The sequence below is a fragment of the Xenorhabdus eapokensis genome, from assembly GCF_001908105.1.
Genome location: NZ_MKGQ01000001.1, coordinates 193,174 through 212,889 on the forward strand (window position 1 = coordinate 193,174; position 19,716 = coordinate 212,889).

At 44.2% G+C, this 19,716-nt stretch carries 14 protein-coding genes; 3 read left to right on the plus strand and 11 right to left on the minus strand.

Annotated elements, in window-relative coordinates; translation table 11 throughout:
* Positions 1-124: 124 nt before the first annotated feature.
* The 10 genes from mdtC to purM form a co-directional block, all read right to left on the minus strand.
* A complete protein-coding gene (gene mdtC, locus Xedl_RS00825; protein ID WP_074022173.1) occupies positions 125-3,226 on the minus strand; it encodes a multidrug efflux RND transporter permease subunit MdtC in 3,102 nt (1,033 codons plus the stop codon).
* Positions 3,223-6,399: an MdtB/MuxB family multidrug efflux RND transporter permease subunit gene (locus tag Xedl_RS00830; protein ID WP_074022174.1), complete on the minus strand. Its 3,177-nt coding sequence runs from the start codon at positions 6,397-6,399 to the stop codon at positions 3,223-3,225. Before Xedl_RS00830 ends, mdtC begins: the two co-directional genes overlap by 4 nt.
* Complete coding sequence (locus Xedl_RS00835) at positions 6,399-7,634, minus strand: MdtA/MuxA family multidrug efflux RND transporter periplasmic adaptor subunit (RefSeq protein ID WP_074022175.1); 1,236 nt, start codon at positions 7,632-7,634, stop codon at positions 6,399-6,401. Before Xedl_RS00835 ends, Xedl_RS00830 begins: the two co-directional genes overlap by 1 nt.
* A gap of 320 nt (positions 7,635-7,954) precedes the next feature.
* Positions 7,955-9,418, minus strand: coding sequence for a magnesium transporter (gene mgtE, locus Xedl_RS00840; RefSeq protein ID WP_074022176.1), 1,464 nt, complete (start codon positions 9,416-9,418; stop codon positions 7,955-7,957).
* A 70-nt stretch (positions 9,419-9,488) separates the two neighbouring features.
* Entirely contained in the window at positions 9,489-9,665 is a 177-nt protein-coding gene (locus Xedl_RS00845; protein WP_074022177.1) for a YfgG family protein, read from the minus strand.
* 12 nt (positions 9,666-9,677) lie between these two features.
* Positions 9,678-11,210, minus strand: a complete 1,533-nt coding sequence (ppx, locus tag Xedl_RS00850; RefSeq protein WP_074022178.1) for an exopolyphosphatase — start codon at positions 11,208-11,210, stop codon at positions 9,678-9,680.
* A gap of 3 nt (positions 11,211-11,213) precedes the next feature.
* A complete protein-coding gene (ppk1, locus tag Xedl_RS00855) occupies positions 11,214-13,283 on the minus strand; it encodes a polyphosphate kinase 1 (protein ID WP_074022179.1) in 2,070 nt (689 codons plus the stop codon).
* A gap of 49 nt (positions 13,284-13,332) precedes the next feature.
* Positions 13,333-13,896 carry a spermidine N1-acetyltransferase gene (speG, locus tag Xedl_RS00860; protein WP_074022180.1) on the minus strand — a complete coding sequence of 188 codons (564 nt, stop codon included), beginning with the start codon at positions 13,894-13,896 and terminating at the stop codon, positions 13,333-13,335.
* A gap of 201 nt (positions 13,897-14,097) precedes the next feature.
* Positions 14,098-14,736, minus strand: a complete 639-nt coding sequence (gene purN / locus Xedl_RS00865; RefSeq protein WP_074022181.1) for a phosphoribosylglycinamide formyltransferase — start codon at positions 14,734-14,736, stop codon at positions 14,098-14,100.
* Between the two features lie 98 nt (positions 14,737-14,834).
* Positions 14,835-15,878: a phosphoribosylformylglycinamidine cyclo-ligase gene (purM, locus tag Xedl_RS00870; protein ID WP_074022182.1), complete on the minus strand. Its 1,044-nt coding sequence runs from the start codon at positions 15,876-15,878 to the stop codon at positions 14,835-14,837.
* A 224-nt stretch (positions 15,879-16,102) separates the two neighbouring features.
* Between purM and upp the strand changes: the two genes are divergently transcribed.
* The 3 genes from upp (at position 16,103) to hda (ending at position 19,224) form a co-directional block, all read left to right on the plus strand.
* Positions 16,103-16,729: a uracil phosphoribosyltransferase gene (gene upp / locus Xedl_RS00875; protein WP_074022183.1), complete on the plus strand. Its 627-nt coding sequence runs from the start codon at positions 16,103-16,105 to the stop codon at positions 16,727-16,729.
* Between the two features lie 69 nt (positions 16,730-16,798).
* Positions 16,799-18,109 carry a uracil permease gene (gene uraA, locus Xedl_RS00880; RefSeq protein ID WP_074022184.1) on the plus strand — a complete coding sequence of 437 codons (1,311 nt, stop codon included), beginning with the start codon at positions 16,799-16,801 and terminating at the stop codon, positions 18,107-18,109.
* Positions 18,110-18,516: 407 nt separating this feature from the next.
* Positions 18,517-19,224, plus strand: a complete 708-nt coding sequence (gene hda / locus Xedl_RS00890) for a DnaA inactivator Hda (protein ID WP_074019532.1) — start codon at positions 18,517-18,519, stop codon at positions 19,222-19,224.
* A gap of 114 nt (positions 19,225-19,338) precedes the next feature.
* Here the strand turns inward: hda and arsC are convergent, their stop codons facing one another.
* A complete protein-coding gene (gene arsC, locus Xedl_RS00895; protein ID WP_074022186.1) occupies positions 19,339-19,710 on the minus strand; it encodes an arsenate reductase (glutaredoxin) in 372 nt (123 codons plus the stop codon).
* Positions 19,711-19,716 lie beyond the last annotated feature (6 nt).

Consider the following 19,716-nt stretch of genomic DNA (forward strand, 5'->3'; position numbering starts at 1 on the left):
TCTTTAGGTTTTTTCTTTCCAGCGCATCTCATTATTTGTATTTGTCCTTCCACTAGTTGCTTAACCGGTTTTGGCTATTTTGTTTGATGTAGATACCCATTTTTATCCTGAATTTCATTTTGGTTCAGCTAGTTGGGTCAACTATCTGAGATGGTGTTGTTTTGCGCCGGCGCCATTTTTCACGCAATCGGTCAAAAAACAGATACACAACCGGCGTGGTATACAAAGTGAGAAGCTGGCTTACCACCAGGCCACCAACAATCGTGATCCCCAGTGGGAAACGTAATTCTGCACCATCCCCATTACTCAGTACTAAAGGTAAAGCACCAAACAGGGCGGAAAGCGTCGTCATCATGATCGGGCGGAATCGTAATAAACTAGCCTGAAAAATCGCTTCCTGAGCACTGAGTTTACCGTTTCGTTGAGCTTCAAGGGCAAAATCCACCATGATAATGGCATTTTTCTTGACAATACCAACCAGCAGCATAATCCCAATCATGGCGATTAGGCTGAAAGGCGTATTGAACAGTTCCAGAGCCAGCAAAGCACCTATACCCGCAGAAGGTAGAGTAGAAAGGATTGTCAGAGGGTGAATATAACTCTCATAGAGGACACCGAGTACCAGATAAACAGTGACTATAGCAGCCAGGAGCACCATTAATTGGGAGTTTTCACTCTTTTGAAAATCCTGTGCTGTGCCGGCAAAAGAGCTGCGTACTGTTGAAGGCACGCCCAGTTCAGTAATTGTTCTTTCTATTGCACTGATTGCATCAGACAGCGTATAGCCTGGCGCCACATCAAAGGCAATGGTAGAAGAAACGGAAAGTTCCTGGTGATAAACGTCCAAGGGGGCATTGGCAGGACGCCATTGGGCAAAGTAGGAGAGAGGAATACGTTCTCCTTGACTATTAATGACAAACATTTTCTCTAACGCACTGGGATCTTGGTTATATTGTGGTGCAACTTCCATGACCACTTTATATTGATTCAACGGGGCATAAATCGTGGAAACTGGTCTCTGCCCAAAAGCGTTGTTGAGTAAATTATTTGCCTCGGCAACATTGATACCTAAACGAGCCATCACATCACGATCATAGGTAATTGCTATTTCAGCGCCTTTAGCTTCTTCATCACTATCGGCGTTTACATCTACCAATTGAGGCAATTTTTCCAATGCTTTCTTGACGACAGGACTCCATTTACGTAGAGCATCAAAGTCATCCGACAACAAATTAAACTGATATGTTGATTTGCCTCCCTTTCCTCCTCCACTTCTCAGATCCTGCACAGGAACTAAATATAGGCGTGCTCCCGCTTCATGAGTTAGTTTACTTCTTAAGCGGGTGATAACTTGCTGGATACTTTCGCTACGTTCTTTCAACGGTTTTAGCGAAACAAACATAAAGCCTGTGTTAATGCTATCACCACCGGTAAAACCGACGACATTATCCACGGTTGGATCACCATCGACGACCAGCATAAAGCGTTTCATTTTTTCACGCATAGCCTGAAATGAAATGCTTTGATCAGCGACCACAAACCCTAACATTTTCCCAGTATCTTGTTGTGGAAAAAACGTTTTCGGAATGCTGATATAGAGCCAGATATTCAGGACGATAATGCCAACCAATGTCAACAATACCCAGCGAGTATGGTTGAGTATCCATTTCAATGAACGGGCATAGCCTTGTTGGATTCTCAACAATACCTTACCGAATCCCCGCGTCTGTTTCTGGGCATCTTTAGGCGTGGATTTGAGCAAATGCGCGCACATCATCGGGGTTAAAGTCAGCGAGACTAACAGAGAAATCCCAATGGCGGTTGCCAAGGTAACAGCAAAATCCCGGAATAACCGACCAAGCAATTCATCGATTAAGACAAGGGGAATGAAGACCGCCACAAGTGATAAACTCATAGCCAACACAGTAAATCCCACTTCTCTGGTTCCCTTGAGAGCCGCTTGCATGGGTTTTAACCCCGCATTTAAATGGCGAGAAATATTCTCCAGCACCACAATGGCATCATCGACAACAAATCCGGTGGCAATAGTTAATGCCATCAACGAAAGATTGTTTAAACTGAAACCACACAAATACATGGCGGTAAAAGTACCAATCAGTGATACCGGAACGGCAATTGCTGGGATCAGCGTAGCTCGGCCAGAACGTAAAAACAGGAATACAACCAGAATCACCAAAGCGACGGCAATGGCTAATGCCCGTTTTACTTCTTGCAGGGAAGCATGAATAGTTGGCGAACGATCCTGGGCAATGTTTAGCTGAATATTGGCAGGCAAGGAGGCTTGCAGGACAGGAAGCTGATCACGAATACGTTGGACGGTCGAGATGATATTTGCACCGGCTTCACGACGGATAATAAGAGCAATGGCAGACTTATTTCCAGACATACCGGCGGCGCGAATATCCTCGACAGAGCTTTTAACATTGGCAACATCCTGCAATCTGACAGGTGCGCCATTATTATAATGGACGATAATTGAGCGGTAACTGTCAGGGGTTTTCAATTCATCGTTGGTGTGTAGCTGCCAAATCTGGTTATCGGAATCAATATGGCCTGTCGGATGCCGGACATTGGCACTATTGATGGCATTACTGACATCGTTAAGAGAAATCCCTTGATTGAAGAGTGCATTAGGGTTTAATTCAACACGTATAGCGGGTAACGAACTGCCACTGACACTGACTTTACTGACACCTTCTATCTGAGAAATCTTTTGAGCCAATCGGGTGGAAGCAAGATCATATAGTTGTCCCTCACTATAATTATCTGAGGAGAGGGTCAAAATCATGATCGGGGCACCTGACAGATTAGCTTTGTAGTACCCTGGCTTTCTTGGCATACCGGAAGGCAACAAACTTTGAGCGGCATTGATGGCGGCTTGGACATCTCGTGCTGCGCCATTGATATCCCGATTGAGATCAAATTCCAGATAAATATAAGAGCTTCCCAATGAGCTGGCAGAAGACATCTCTTTTACCCCAGCGATTCTGCCCAATGCGCGTTCCAGCGGTGTCGTTACCGAAGACGCCATCGTTTCCGGTGACGCGCCAGGCATAGAAGCGTGAACCGTTATCACGGGAAAATCAACTTGTGGCAGTGGCGACACAGGCAGCAGGATAAAACTGAGTGCGCCACATAGAGTGATGGCTAGACTCAGCAATGTTGTGGCAACTGGCCGCTGGATAAATAGGGCGAAGAATTTCACAGCGGATCCTGATGATTATCTGAGGATTTATCCCGCTTTATTTGATTACCTTTTTTATTATTTCGACGGAGATGTTTATTATTTCGACAACAGTGTGCTAACTGATCAAATAGCAGATAAATCACGGGAGTTGTGAACAAGGTCAGGATTTGGCTCATAATCAGGCCTCCCACCATACTGACACCTAAAGGACGGCGCAGCTCTGCACCCATGCCGGTGCTCAACATTAGCGGCAATGCGCCCAGCAATGCTGCCATGGTTGTCATTAATATCGGCCTGAAACGTAACAGACAGGCTTGGTAAATAGCTTCATAAGGGGTCATGCCTTTTTCCCGCTCTGCGGCCAGAGCAAAATCGATCATCATGATGGCGTTTTTCTTCACAATACCAATTAAGAGAATGATCCCAATGATGGCAATAATATCCAGCTCGTACCCTCCCGCCATCAACGCCAACAATGCGCCAACCCCCGCAGTAGGCAAGGTTGACAAAATGGTGACAGGGTGAATAAAGCTTTCGTACAAAATACCGAGCACGATATACATGGCAACGACAGCAGCCAGAATCAGCCAGAGGGTATTACTGAGCGCATCCTGGAACGCCAGCGTTGCTCCCTGAAATTGCGTAACGATATCTTTTGGTATTTGGATCGCTTGTTCTGCGTCCTTGATGGCATTAACAGCTTGTTCAAGGGACGAATCTTTTGCTACGTTGAATGAAAAAGTGACAGCAGGAAATTGTTGTAAATGGTCGATAGACAAGTTCCCTAACCGTTGTTCGACTGTGGCAATGGTATTAAGAGGCACCATTTTTCCATCATTACCGGTCAGATAAAGATTGTTTATTGCTTCCAGCCCTGGTGAATGTTTCGTATCTTGCTCAAGGATAACGCGATATTGATTTGATTGAGTATAAATAGTCGAAATCAGGCGTTGGCCGAATGCGTTATACAAAGCATTATCTACAGCAGCCATAGAGATCCCAAAGCGGCTGGCCATATCCCTATTTACATCAAGGTAAGCCACTAGTCCCTGATTTTGCCAATTGTTACCGATATCCATCAATTCTGGCCGTTGTTTCAGCGCGTGTTGCAATTTGGGAACCCAAATAGCGAGTTCATCAAGTGAAGTCGCCTGCAACGTAAATTGGTATTGCGTGCGGGATATTTGGGTATCAATAGTCAAATCCTGGGTTGGTTGCAGGTACAATTTGACGTCGGGGACTTTAGCCATTCGCGCTTGCAGCCGTGGGATCACCTCGTCAATACGGTCGTCACGCTGGCTGAGTGGTTTCAACGTGATTTGAAGACGGGCATTATTCAATGTGGGATTGCTACCATCGACACCAATAAAGGTCGTGACATTGTCCACGGCAGGATCTTTTAATAACAGAGCGGTAACTTGCCGCTGCTTATCTGCCATTGCATTGAATGAAATGGATTGTGGTGCTTCCAGTGTGCCCTGAATCAGGCCGTTGTCTTGCAAGGGAAAGAATCCCTTGGGGATCATAATGTAGAGCAGGGCGGTCAGAGCCAATGTAGCGAATGCGACACCCAGTGTCATCCAGGGGTGATTCAGCACCCGTTTCAGGAAGACTGCATACACGGCAATCATGCGTTCAAAGAAGCGCTCGCACACCTGTTCAAAGCGATTGTGTTTTATATTCGCTTCGGGTTTCAGCATCCTTGCACACATCATCGGTGTTAGCGTCAATGAGACAACGGCGGAAATTAAAATGGCGACAGCGAGGGTAATGGCGAATTCCTGGAACAGCCGACCGACGATATCCCCCATAAACAGCAGAGGGATCAAGACGGCGATTAGCGAGAAAGTCAGGGAGATAATCGTAAAACCGATTTCTCCCGCGCCTTTTAGTGCCGCAGCCAGCGGTTTTTCTCCCCGTTCAATGTAACGGGAAATATTTTCTATCACCACAATCGCATCATCCACCACAAAGCCGGTTGCGATGGTTAATGCCATTAACGTGAGATTATTGACGGAGAAGCCGCAAAAATACATCACGGCAAATGTACCTACCAGCGACAGCGGTACGGCAATACTTGGTATCAGGGTTGCAATGGCATTGCGCAAAAACAGATAGATCACCATGACGACTAGCGCAATAGCCAGCAACAGTTCAAATTGAACATCTTTGACCGAATGACGGATCGAGACTGTACGGTCTGTCAGCATTTTCACATTGACAGATTTGGGCAGGCTGTTGATCAATTCTGGTAACATGACGCGAATATTATCCGTCGTCTCAATAACATTAGCGCCAGGCTGGCGCTGAACATTGATGACGATAGCGGGTTTCTCATTTGCCCATGCGCCCAATTTGCTATTTTCCACTCCCTGTTCAATGCTGGCAACATCACGCAAACGGATCGGGGAGCCATTTTTATAGGCCACGATTAAATTGCGATAATCATCGATAGATTTCATCTGATCGTTGGAGGATATGGTGATGGAGCGAGTAGGCCCATCAAAACTGCCTTTTGCCGAATTCACATTGGCTTTCATGATGGCAGAACGGATCACGTCGCTGTCTAATCCTTGTGCAGCCAAAGCCTGTGCATTCAATTTCACGCGCACAGCGGGGCGTTGCCCTCCCGCCAAGGTCACCAGACCGACACCACTGACTTGGGAAATACGCTGGGATATACGGGTTTCTACCATATCTTGCACCTGACTCATCGGCAGGGCATCAGAGGTTACGGCCAGCGTCAATATCGGTGGATCAGCCGGATTAACTTTGCTGTAAATGGGGGGATAAGGCAGATCATCGGGCAACAGGTTACTGGCCGAATTGATCGCCGCCTGTACGTCTTGCTCTGCCACATCCAGGGGCAGTGATAACTGGAATACCAATGTGATAACAGAAGCACCACCAGAACTTCTGGATGACATTTGCTTTAAGCCGGACATTTGACCAAACTGGCGTTCCAGCGGGGCAGTTACGGCGGATGTCATCACATCTGGATTGGCACCAGGATACAGTGTTACCACCTGAATAGTGGGATAATCTACCTGTGGCAATGCAGAAACTGGCAGCATCCGGTAACCCATTAGCCCGGCCAGCAAGATCGCAATCATAAACAGGGTTGTGGCAACAGGGCGCAAGATAAACAGGCGGGATGGCCCTCCGCCTGTCATTGGAGAATCAGATTGCATCAGGGATTCTCCACCTTATTGTTTGATTTTTCTGAATTTTTCTTCTTTTGATCCGCATTGAGTGCTTCAATGGTCAAAGGTTTGACAATCTCGACCTTAGCGCCTTCGGTCAGGTTGTCAATACCATCAGTAACGACTTGCTCGCCTGCTGACAGCCCACTATTGATGACCACCAATTGATTATCTTGCAAACCTGCAATGACTTGATGTTTGCTAACTTTATTCTCTTTATCCACTTTCCAGACGAAATTTCCGCTATTTCCCATTTGTAATCCAGCCACAGGGATCACGACGACATCGCTCAGGGTATTGACTTTCATCTGAATATTAACGAATTGATTAGGGAACAGCACATTATCTTGATTATTGAATTGAGCCTTCATCTTGATCGTGCCAGTAGTAACATCAATCTGATTATCGATACTGATTAGTTTTCCTTGCGCCAATGGCTGCTGATTGTTGCGATCCCACGCAATGACAGCTACATTTTTGTGATCTTTTTGCGCCTTTAATACAGCACTGATATCGTTTTCAGGCAGAGAAAACAGCACATCAATGGGATCGACTTGCGTAATAACGACGATTGGCGTTGCTCCTCCGGCAGAGACATGATTGCCGATATCGATGCGTTTTAATCCGACGCGACCGGAAATCGGGGCTATGATACGGCTATATGCCAATTGCAGTTTGGCTTCGTCGATATCTGCCCGGTCGGACTGTAAGCTGGCTTCACTCTGGCGAACCAAAGAGATTTGTTTATCCAGATCTTGCTGAGAGATAAGTTTACTTTTCGCCAATTGCTGAAAACGGAGCAAATCTTGTTTAGTGTTAGCTAATGTGGCCTGATCTTTGGCATATTGCCCCTGTGCCCTTGCCAGTTTGACCTGAAAAGAACGGGGATCGATTTCTGCCAGCAAATCCCCTTTTTTGACGAATTGACCTTCATTAAAATGCAGGGCGACTAACTGACCTTCCACTTGGCTGGTGACAGTAACGGTATTTGCCGCCAGAACCGTTCCTAATCCTACTAAGTAATGAGGGACTGATTTGATTTCAGCCGTCGCTACTTGCACCGGTGGTTGAGCGGGGTTAGGCAAACTCTGTTTTGATTTTGAATTCTGAGAGTTATCTGCTGAAGGGGCATTGAAATATTTCCATGCAAAGAAAGTTGCACCGACGATCACGGCTAGCACAGCAGCAAGTCGGAAAAAGTAGGAACGGCTTTTATTATTCATTTGCTCGACATTCTCTTAGTGTTGTGGCGGTAATCAATCATGCAGCATCTTATGCTAAATTAGATGCAAGAATATATTATTAGTGTAACCAGCAAGATTTCGTCAATAATGAAGAAAATATGGCGGTTATGTCAAAAAGATAGTGTTTCTGGTAGTAATTATCCATAATATTTGTGATGAGGTATCCAATAGAGTACAGGGAATTATGTTATGAAGACTTGTAAAGCCGCAAGATAAATCATCACTATTATTAATGATGACGATGATAAAGACATGATTTATCGCCACCATATAGCGGGAACGCCTTTAATTAAAATAAGTTAAACCAAAAATAGCGTTGCCAATCCCAAAAAGATAAAGAAACCCCCTGTATCGGTAATGGCAGTAATCATTACACTGGAACCAATAGCGGGATCTCTTCCCAATTTCATCATAATAAATGGGATCAAAACGCCCATCAGCGCGGCCATCAGTAGGTTTAATATCATTGCCATTGTCATGACTCCCCCCATAGCAAGGTCACCGTAGAGCAGATAAGTGATGACACCCATAAGTCCTCCCCAAATAATGCCATTGATAAAGGCAACACCAAGTTCCCTTAATAGCAGGTAAGAAAAACTTCCCGTCTGGATTTGATGCAGTGCGAGTGCGCGGACGATCATGGTAATGGTCTGGTTACCCGTATTGCCACCAATGCCTGCTACGATGGGCATTAAGGTTGCAAGAGCAACGAGTTGGGAAATAGTATGCTCAAAGAGTCCGATAACTCGTGATGCCACGAACGCGGTGCACAAATTGATGGCAAGCCATGCCCAGCGGGTTTTGACTGCCTGACCAACCGGAGAAAAAACATCTTCTTCGCGGCTTAAACCCCCCATGCGGCGAATATTGGTGTCAGTTTCTTCACTTAAGGTATCAACTATATCTTCAACAGTCAGGCGTCCCATTAGGCGCCCGTTGTTGTCTACCACGGCGGCAGAAATCAGGTCATAACGTTCAAATGCACTGGCGGCATCTTCACCTTTTTGCTCCGGTAAGAAAGTCACGGTATCCGTATTCATGACTTCGGAAACTAATTTATCCGGTACGTTGGTCAGCAACGTGGTGAGTGGCAACTCTCCTTGCAGACGATTTTTGCGATCAATAACAAAGATCTTATCTGTTGTTTCAGGAATGGCATCTCGGGAACGTAAAAAACGCTGAACGGTGCCGAGTGTAACGTTGCTTCGCACTGTCACAAACTCGAAATCCATCATTTGGCCGATACTGTCTTTATGGTACTGCAATACTTCTCGAATACGGTTGCGTTGACCTGGCTCTAAATAGGTCAGCAAGCGTCGAGTGGTATCACGGGGAAGATGTTCTGCAATATAGGCTTGTTCATCTACATGCAGTTTACCGATGGCGCGTAACAGCTCGACATCAGTCATATCCTTGATCAAATTATCCCAAACAGGAATCGAGGCCTCTACCAGAACCTCACCGCGCTGGTTATTGTCGATCAAACGCCATAAAGCAAGACGTTCATCATAAGGTAAGGCTTCCAGAATATCGGCGATATCGGCAATATGCAGGCTGGACAGCAGTGTACTGACTTCCTCTATTTTCTCCAATAATTGTTCATCACTGATTGCTGAATGTTCATCAGCCTGACCTAATAATGTATCGACAAACAGCCTATCGTGGATAAATAGAGAAAGCAGACGTTGACGAATATGTGCCAGTCTTTGGGAATACTGGCTGACAATAGTTGGATTATCAGGTGTAAAGGTTGATTGTGGCATAGTAAACCCTTAAGGCAGAAAATAGGGCGAAAAAGCGACGATTGTAATAAGATCGTCATAAATTTGACAGCTATTGGATATTATATTCTGTTTTCGAACCATTTAGGGGCGTCACCGATTGCTGCTGGGCTTGCTGGTGATGCTCCAATGCTGCCATAAATGAATAAATAAAGCGTCCAAAGAAAATGAAGAAGCTGATAAACAGTACCAATTTTATAATTTGAACAGTTTTCTTTTTCTTTTTCATAACGCGATATCGTTAAGTCGATTCCTCTGCAATGTGTAAATGCCAGCCAGCCACATCATCCCAGTAACTTTGTTCTTGCTCCAGATCGAGCAACACCAGCGCATTTTGTTTTAAATAGTTTTTGGGTAAGCGGAGCGTCCAATGACTATGATCCGTTTCTAGCCTCAGTATATCCGGTGTTGTGGTCGCCTGACGTTGGTTATTTAACAGGGTAGCTAATCGCAATATCTTAAGCATGGGAAGATACTGTTTTTTCTTAAACAGATAAAAGCGGGGATGCTCATGTACTTTAACCGCTTTGCGATGGTAACGTACCAGTGTTGCCAGCAACGATTGTTGTTCCTGGGTAAATCCCGGTAGATCGGTATGTTGCAGGATGTAAGCTGAATGCCGTTGCAATCCACTCAGATTGATGCTTAAACCGACTTCATGCAGCATGGCTGCCCACAATAGAATAGATTCCAGTTGTGGATGTATGTGCTTGGGATTTTGTTCTGCCCATTGGTCATACAGGTTTTTGGCGGTATTCCAGACGCGGGTTGCCTGTTCTCGATCGATATTATAGTGTTCAGCAAGGCTCTTGGCCGTTCGTTGGCGAATATCCTGATGGCGGAAACGATCTTCCATTTCATACAGTACACCTTCCCGCAATGCGCCATGAGACAAGCGCAGTTCCTGAATATGCAAAGCATCAAAAATACCGCACAAGATTGATAAACCAGGAACAAAAGTTTGTTTGCGATCATTAGATATTCCCGGCAATGCCAGCGCATTGAAATTTTTATATTTCAGGACACGTTTCACCAGCCTATTTAAGCGCTCTGGCGTAATCAGGCCATCTTTCTCACCCAGTTCGACCAAAAGCTCGTGTATGGCTTTGATCGTTCCCGACGCGCCTAAAGCAAAATCCCAGCCTTTAGCTCGAAATTGCCAGACAAGATTTTCCAATTTTTGTGCCGCCTGGAGTCGTGCCTTGCGAAAATTATGCTCATTAATGATACCGTCTGGAAAGAATTGGCGGGAAAAACTGACACATCCCATACGGCGGCTTTCAATCAATAGTGGTTCAAAATCTTCACCAATGACCAATTCCGTCGAGCCACCGCCAATATCAATCACCAATTTGCGGCCTTTTTCTGGTTGTGTGTGCTCAACGCCCATGAAAATCAGGCGGGCTTCTTCATGGCCAGAGATAATTTCAATGGGATAGGGAATAACTTCCTTTGCCTGCTGTAGAAATTCTTGTACGTTGGTCGCTTCACGTAAACTATGCGTTCCCACCAAACAGACATTACTTGCGGAAAAACCTTGCAACCGTTCAGCAAACAGGGCAAGGCATTTCAGGCCACGGTTTATGGCTTCTTCGCTTAACTCATTTTTACTGTTTAAACCATCGGCAAGATAAACCCGTTTCTTTAAACGCCCAATAACTTGTAGTGCGCCATTGACGATACGGGCAATGACCATATGAAAGCTATTAGAACCCAAATCAATAGTGGCAATTTCTTGTGGTTTGGGCATTGGAGTATCGTGTTTCAACGGCATAGATCAGGCTCTTGGTTCTGGTTGTTCAAGGTTTTTCAGATAATCATAAACAGCAAGCTGCGCGCGGATTTTACGCTTATTTCCTCGCGGAACATAGCGATTGCCCAACTCCTTATCAATATATCGTGCTTTGACGGTATCACTGAATTGCAGTTCAAGGATATCCATAACTTGTTGTTTTAACCTGGGGTCGAGCAGACAAACGGCGACCTCAATGCGATAGTCAATGTTACGGGTCATCCAATCGGCCGAAGAAAGGAAAATTTTTTCATTGCCTTTGTTGGTGAAAACATAAACGCGATCGTGTTCCAGAAAACGATCCACAATACTGGTAACTTGAATGTTTTCACTAAAACCGGGTTGGTTAGGAACCAAAGAGCACATGCCTCGTACCAGAATGCGGATTTTGACACCCGCTTCAGAGGCATCATACAGGCGATTTACCAATTCCCTGTCTACAAGATTATTAATTTTCAGGGTGATGCCTGCCAGTTCACCGGCTTGTGCATTTTCGATTTCCTGAGTAATCAGTCGATTGAGCATTGCCCGCGAGTTTTGGGGCGATACCATTAAATTCTCAAATGTGACAGGCCGATAAGGGTTTTCAATGAAGTTAAATACCCGACGAACTTCATTGGTAACTTCAGGTTTGGCAGTCAGCAAAGAATAGTCGGTATAGAGCCGCGCCGTTTTTTCGTTGAAATTTCCTGTCCCAATATGGGCATAACGGATAATTTCTTCCCCTTCCAGACGCGAAATGATGAATAGTTTTGCGTGAATTTTCAAACCAGGCGCGGAGAAGATAACATGTACACCAGCCTCAGTGAGGCGTTTTGCCCAATGAATATTGGCTTCTTCGTCAAAGCGTGCCTGTAACTCCACCACGACGGTCACTTTTTTGCCGTTGTATGCGGCATGGATCATGGAGTCAATAATGCGTGAATCTTTTGCGACACGGTAGATATTAATCTTAATCGAAAGAACACTGGGATCGAAAGAAGCCTGACGCAGTAATTCCAGCACATGTTCGAATGTGTGATAAGGATAATAAAGCAGAACATCCCTTTCACGGATAGCGTCGAAGCCGTTGCGGAAATGGTCGAACCAAGTATGGCGCAGGCGTGGCATGGGTTTATTCTGGAGATTTCGATTTCCTTCATTGGGAAATTTGATGAAATCTTTAAAGTTATGATAACGGCCACCTGCAATCACCGAGTCATCATTGGATAGCCCTAGCTTGTTACGCAGTAGTTCCACCATTTCATCAGGCATATCACGCTGATAGGCAAACCGTACAGGCTCAGCCGTTAGTCTCTGTTTCAGCGTGGAAGACATCAATTCCAGCAGGCTGGATTCCATCTCTGTTGCCAAATCATATTCGGAATCACGGGTCATTTTCATCGAATAGACGTTCAAAGTGTCGTAATCGAAAAATCCTTTGAAAATTTCATCCAGCGTGTAACGCAGAATATTATCAAGTAATATCATTGACTTGCGTTTTCTTGGCATCTCTGGCGGTAGGTTGACGAAACGCGGGACTTTATCTGATGGAATTTCCAACAAAGCATATTGTATTGCTTGCCCATGGATAATTTCAACGGCCAGATAAGTGTAATCATCTTTGAGAAACTCAACTAAATTAGTTTCTGGGTTGATGACGATTGGCGTGATATGTGGCCGCAAATGCTGACGAAAATATTGCCGTAACCAGATTTGTTGATTCGGAGATATTTGCCGTTCATTGATCAAGAAAATTTGGTTACGAGCCATTTCCAGCAGCAGATCGTTATAGAGGGCATCGAATTCTTGATCGATTTTGGCAACCTTAGTTTGAATCTTTTTCAATAATTGGCGGGCAGCGGTGGCTGAACCTTGTTCTTCACTGATAAGAATACGCCGCTTTACATCGGCAAAGCGCACTTTATAAAACTCATCTAAGTTATTGGAGTAGATCCCTAAAAACCTCATTCTTTCAATCAGCGGGTTACTTTTGTCAGCCGCTTCCTGAAGTACACGTTCGTTGAAAGAGAGCCAACTGAGTTCTTTCTCGGTATAAAGACGATCGTGGGACATGACTACTCCTTACTACTCCACTGGGTTTATTTAATTTAATGGTTGGCGTTTAATGAGTCGATGTGCTGGTTTGGGTTTCACGGGTTTTATTGGCGAAATAGTGGTGCTGGAAAGTACACATCCTGATAGCGGTATGATAAGAGCCGTTTACAAAAAACTCATCGATTAATTCACCTTCAATATAGAATCCCAATTTATTGTATATATGAATTGCTTTCGTATTCTCTTTATCAACAATCAGATACAGTTTGTAAAGGTTTAAGACAGCAAACGCGTATTCCATTGCCAGCTTGACTGCTACCGCTGCGTAACCTTGTCCTTGATAAGCCGGAGCGATGATAATCTGGAATTCTGCCCGGCGGTGGACATAATCAATTTCGACCAGTTCCACCAAACCGACTTTGGAATTCAGGCTTTCGATAATAAAACGACGTTCGCTTTGGTCATGAATGTGCTTGTCATAGAGGTCACATAGTTCAACAAAGGCTTCATAAGGCTCTTCAAACCAATAGCGCATGACACTGGCGTTATTATCGAGTTGATGAACAAAAGGGAGATCTTCCCGTTCAAGAGGACGTAAATTTACCGATGGATTTTCCGAACCACTGGACATTGGATACCTCAGTGTTTTGTAGTGAAATCTATAGGGTATAAATATATTAGATATTGAATAATGTTCGAATAAATAATTATTGCCAGATAAATCAATCCAAAATAGCCACTTACAGCAAAGTGTTACTGGAATATAGCACTTAAAAAATATTATAACAAAATCTGCTAACACAGAGCCGTAAGTTGAAGTCAGTGGGTTAAATTATTCCGATGCGTAACCTGGTGGCGGCAGAACTTTGCCATCCATAATCGCATGATTGCCTTCCATAACCAACCGTTGATCTAAAAACCAGCCGATAACCAGAGGATAAATATTGTGTTCCTGGGTTTGTACACGTCCGATAACGTCTTCTTCTTTATCCCCCGCAAAAATTGGCACCTTAGCCTGTAAAATAATCGGGCCACCATCTAATTCTTCCGTCACGAAATGGACGGAAGTGCCATGTTCTTTATCACCGTTTTCAATCGCTTTTCGATGGGTATGCAGGCCGGGATATTTAGGCAAAAGAGAAGGGTGAATATTGAGCAGGCATCCATAATAATGCTGAACAAATTCGGGTGATAAGATCCGCATGTAACCCGCTAAGACCACTAAATCGGGATTGTATTGGTCAATGGCTTTGAGTAAGGCGATATCATAACTTGTACGATCCGCATAAGTTTTCGGGTTGATAAAGTGGGCAGGGATATCTGCTTGTTCAGCACGTTGCAGGCCATAGGCATCGGCATTATTACTGAAAACGGCAGCAACATATCCATGAATCCGGTTTTGTTGGCAGGCATCTATGATAGATTGAAGATTGCTGCCATTGCCGGAAATTAGAACGACAATTTTTTTCATAACGGATTTTCACTGAAGAAATTCATTGATTAATATGCTTTTCATTTTTCAAGTTACAGCTTTATTAGCTGTAACTTGAAATCAATCAGACCAAATATTTATTTTGTAATAACGACAGGCTGCTCATCGGCATTAAGTTCGGCAATTGTACCGATTTGCCATGCATTTTCGCCTGATGCGGTCAGATACGAAATTGCCAGTTCTGCCTGAGACTGAGGAAGGGCGATTATCATACCGACTCCGCAGTTAAATGTGCGGTACATTTCATGTTCGCTGACATTACCGGCTTGTTGTAACCAGGTAAAAATCGCCGGCCATTGCCAACTGTCAGCTTTGATTCTGGCCTGCCTGTTTTCTGGCAGAACACGCGGGATATTTTCCCAGAAGCCGCCACCAGTCAGATGTGAAATCGCATGAATATCAACTTTTTCAATCAGTTCAAGAATGGATTTGACGTAAATTTGGGTTGGGGCAAGTAAGTGTTCTGCGAGTGATTTCCCTGCAAGCTCGGTAGTTTCTGGATCAACCTGACTCACTTCAAGGATTTTACGGATCAAAGAATAACCATTGGAGTGTGGTCCGCTGGATGCAAGTGCAATCAGGGCATCACCAGCCTGAACCTGACTGCCGTCAATAATTTCCGACTTTTCAACAACCCCAACGCAAAAACCCGCAACATCATAATCTTCACCGTGATACATACCGGGCATTTCTGCGGTTTCACCACCGACTAATGCACAGCCTGCTTGCTTGCAGCCTTCTGCTATACCCGTGATGACACTGGCGGCTGTATCGACATCCAGTTTGCCAGTAGCATAGTAATCAAGGAAGAAAAGAGGCTCGGCGCCTTGCACAACCAGATCATTAACACACATGGCAACCAAATCAATTCCGATAGTGTCATGGCGCTTTAAGTCCATGGCCAGACGTAGCTTAGTACCAACGCCATCGGTACCGGAAACCAACACCGGTTCGCGATATTTCTGTGGCAGGGCACATAATGCACCGAAACCACCTAGTCCTCCCATCACTTCGGGGCGACGGGTCTGTTTTACGACACCTTTGATACGATTGACTAAGGCATTACCAGCATCAATATCGACACCAGCATCTTTATAGCTAAGAGAGGTTTTGTTGGTCACTGCGTAGCTCCCGGGTGGTTGCATTTTTATGAATAAAACAGAACGGTGACAATTCTAACAGTCTAAGCAAACGTTTGCGATAGCTTTATATTGGTTTCCTGTTAGATCGGGATCGAAGAAAATAGCTTGTTAGTGATAAAAATGAATAGATTGGTAGTGGTTTGATACTGAAAAGGAGTTATAATCCCGCGATTTTTTTATCTGCCGGCTATTAGGAGAAACCCATGAAGATCGTTGAGGTTAAACACCCGCTAGTTAAACATAAACTTGGCTTGATGCGAGCTCATGATATAAGCACCAAACGCTTCCGTGAACTGGCCTCAGAAGTGGGTAGTCTTCTGACATATGAAGCAACTGCTGATTTGGAAGTGGAAAAAGTAACCATTGACGGATGGTGTGGTCCGGTAGAGATAGATCAGATTAAAGGGAAAAAGATTACTGTAGTACCTATCCTGCGCGCGGGCTTAGGGATGATGGATGGTGTACTGGAAAATATCCCTAGTGCACGGATCAGTGTTGTTGGTGTCTATCGTGATGAAGCAACACTTGAACCAGTACCTTATTTTCAGAAATTAGTCTCTGACATTAATGAACGCATGGCATTGGTTGTCGATCCCATGTTGGCTACCGGTGGCTCAATGATTGCTACCATTGATTTGTTGAAAAAAGCGGGATGTCCTGTCATTAAGGTATTAGTTTTGGTTGCTGCGCCGGAAGGGGTCGCGGCACTGGAGAAAGCTCACCCTGATGTTGAATTGTATACCGCGTCGATTGATAAATGTCTTAATGAGCATGGATACATCGTCCCTGGTTTAGGGGATGCAGGTGATAAAATATTTGGCACTAAATAATATTTATAGCCGGCTGGAAAGTCGGCTTTTTTTTGGTTTCTAGCAAGATGATATAAGAGGATAGCCATAATGACTCGTCGAACTATTGGAGTAGAAGAAAAACCCCCTTTGGCACAGACTATTCCTTTAAGTTTGCAACATCTATTTGCCATGTTTGGTGCAACCGTTTTGGTTCCCATTTTATTTAAAGTGAATCCTGCGACAATTTTGTTGTTTAATGGCATTGGCACATTACTGTATTTGGTAATTTGTAAAGGAAGAATTCCGGCTTATTTAGGCTCCAGCTTTGCTTTTATTTCACCTGTATTGTTATTACTGCCTTTGGGATATGAATTGGCATTAGGTGGATTTATTGTCTGCGGTTTGTTGTTTTGTTTGGTTGCCCTGCTGGTAAAAGTTGCTGGAAGAGGATGGATCAATGTGATGTTTCCTCCGGCAGCGATGGGTGCCATTGTTGCCGTGATTGGTCTGGAGTTGGCCGGTGTTGCTGCTGATATGGCGGGATTGCGTCCAACGGCAGGCACTGAAATTAATATGACCAACCTGACCATATCTATGGTTACGCTGGGCGTGACCATCTTGGGATCGGTAATATTCCGCGGTTTTATGGCGATTATTCCGATTTTGATTGGTGTTTTGGTCGGGTATGTGCTGTCATTTTTTATGGGGGTTGTCGATTTAACGCCAGTACGTGAAGCGCCGTGGTTTGCATTGCCGACGTTCTATACTCCGCGTTTTGAATGGTTTGCCATTATGACCATTTTACCTGCGGCGCTGGTGGTTATTGCAGAACATGTTGGGCACTTAGTGGTAACGGCAAATATCGTGCAGAGAGACTTATTGAAAAACCCAGGTTTGCACCGCTCAATGTTTGCTAATGGGTTTTCAACGATAATTTCGGGTTTCTTTGGTTCAACTCCTAACACGACTTATGGTGAAAATATTGGTGTTATGGCACTTACCCGTGTATACAGCACATGGGTGATTGGTGGCGCTGCGGTGATGGCAATATTGCTGTCCTGCGTGGGTAAATTGGCGGCAGCGATCCAAATGATCCCAGTCCCAGTGATGGGGGGTGTTTCCCTGTTACTGTATGGTGTGATTGGTGCATCAGGCATTCGGGTTCTGATTGATTCGAAAGTTGATTACAGTAAGGCTCAGAACCTGATCCTGACCTCTATTATTTTGATTATTGGCGTCAGCGGAGCGAAAATTCAGGTCGGCTCGGCAGAATTGAAAGGTATGGCGCTTGCAACTGTTGTAGGGATTGGTTTAAGCCTGTTTTTTAAACTGATAAGTTTTATCCGGCCAGAAGAGCCGTATATTAACTCCTCTGTGGAATCAATTAGAAATGTTCAGAAGAGTGAAGTGGTAGAATAAAAGACATTAATGAAATTTATTGGAAAGGGTTTTTTAAAAGCCCTTTCTATTTTAAAAAAATTATTTTCACTATCATTTTACTTTGTCATTTATAACGATAAATTTTTCCTTTACCAATAATATTTACCGTTAATCTCCATTGAAAATAACTTAAGATAGATAAGTTAAAATCCTTGGCAATACAATCTATTTTTACTCTTGGTTTTTCCTTTTTACTATTGTCAATATTGATTATTAATAGTATGGGATTATCAGATGTAAGCATTTTTATTCTGGAATAGGTTATTTCTGGCTTGCACAAGAAATAGGCTTTGATGATAATCTCCAGCTTTAAACAAAGCATTCATTTCATTTATAGAGACTTTTTGTGGTAGACTTAGCATTGTTCGTTATCCATTCTGTTTGAGGTGCTTCTGAATACACCGTCGCAGCTTTCATTACCATTATATTTGCCCGATGATGAAACTTTTGCCAGTTTCTTTGCAGGTGAGAATACTTCCTTATTAGCTGCAATAAAGTTGGCTATTAGTCAGTCACACGGCAGTTATATCTATTTCTGGTCCCGCGATGGCGGGGGTAAGAGCCATTTGCTTCACGCAGCCTGTGCTGAATTATCCCAACAGGGAGAAGCTGTAGGGTATGTACCACTGGATAAGCGCGCCTATTTTGTCCCTGAAGTCCTTGATGGTATGGAACATTTATCATTAGTGTGCATCGATAATATTGAGTGTATCGCGGGTGATCAGGAATGGGAGATGGCTATTTTCAATCTCTACAACCGCATTGTAGAAATTGGCCGAACCTGCCTTTTAATCACCGGTGATCGTCCTCCACGGCAAATTAACCTGACGCTACCGGATTTGGCATCTCGTTTGGATTGGGGGCAAATTTACAAATTACAACCTCTGTCAGATGATGAGAAAATCCAGGCATTGCAACTACGGGCAAAATTACGGGGTTTTGAATTGCCTGAGGATGTGGGGCGTTTTGTGTTAAAGCGGCTCGATAGGGAAATGCAAACGTTGTTCAGAACCTTGGATGAGCTTGATCGGGCTTCCATTGTGGCACAACGCAAACTCACCATCCCGTTTGTAAAGGATATCCTTGAGCTTTGAGTGAATAAAGCAGTAAAGAAACGAGATCAGAATAAAAAAGTGATAGGGAATATATTCCTGTCACTTTTTTATTGAAAAACGTTCTTATTGAAAAACGTTCTTATAAAAAAATAATTACAGCAGAATTTCTTTAACTTGCTCAGGGGGACGTCCCAAACGAGCCTTATCACCGACAACAACAATCGGGCGTTCTATCAATTTGGGATTTTCAACCATCGCCTGGAGCAATGCCTCTTGGGATAACGTAGCATCGCCCAGATTTAATTCTTTGTAGCGATCTTCTTTAGTACGCATCAATTGGCGGGCATCTTTGAAACCGAGCTGTTGTAACAGTACGGCGAGCTGTTCTGCTGTAGGGGGGGTATCAAGATAGTGAATGATTTCCGGTGTAATACCGAGTTCTTCAATCAGCTTAAGGGTTTCACGGCTCTTTGAACAACGAGGATTGTGGTAAAAAATCACTTTTCGTGTATCAAGATTTTGCATGTAAAA

Excerpts from the sequence above, each read along its gene's own strand:
- uraA (WP_074022184.1), top strand. The coding sequence starts at position 16,799 with ATGACTCGTCGAACTATTGGAGTAGAAGAAAAACCCCCTTTGGCACAG.
- speG (WP_074022180.1), bottom strand. The coding sequence starts at position 13,896 with ATGTCCAGTGGTTCGGAAAATCCATCGGTAAATTTACGTCCTCTTGAA.
- mgtE (WP_074022176.1), bottom strand. The coding sequence starts at position 9,418 with ATGCCACAATCAACCTTTACACCTGATAATCCAACTATTGTCAGCCAG.
- upp (WP_074022183.1), top strand. The coding sequence starts at position 16,103 with ATGAAGATCGTTGAGGTTAAACACCCGCTAGTTAAACATAAACTTGGC.
- ppk1 (WP_074022179.1), bottom strand. The coding sequence starts at position 13,283 with ATGTCCCACGATCGTCTTTATACCGAGAAAGAACTCAGTTGGCTCTCT.
- purN (WP_074022181.1), bottom strand. The coding sequence starts at position 14,736 with ATGAAAAAAATTGTCGTTCTAATTTCCGGCAATGGCAGCAATCTTCAA.
- Xedl_RS00835 (WP_074022175.1), bottom strand. The coding sequence starts at position 7,634 with ATGAATAATAAAAGCCGTTCCTACTTTTTCCGACTTGCTGCTGTGCTA.
- Xedl_RS00830 (WP_074022174.1), bottom strand. The coding sequence starts at position 6,399 with ATGCAATCTGATTCTCCAATGACAGGCGGAGGGCCATCCCGCCTGTTT.
- arsC (WP_074022186.1), bottom strand. The coding sequence starts at position 19,710 with ATGCAAAATCTTGATACACGAAAAGTGATTTTTTACCACAATCCTCGT.
- ppx (WP_074022178.1), bottom strand. The coding sequence starts at position 11,210 with ATGCCGTTGAAACACGATACTCCAATGCCCAAACCACAAGAAATTGCC.
- Xedl_RS00845 (WP_074022177.1), bottom strand. The coding sequence starts at position 9,665 with ATGAAAAAGAAAAAGAAAACTGTTCAAATTATAAAATTGGTACTGTTT.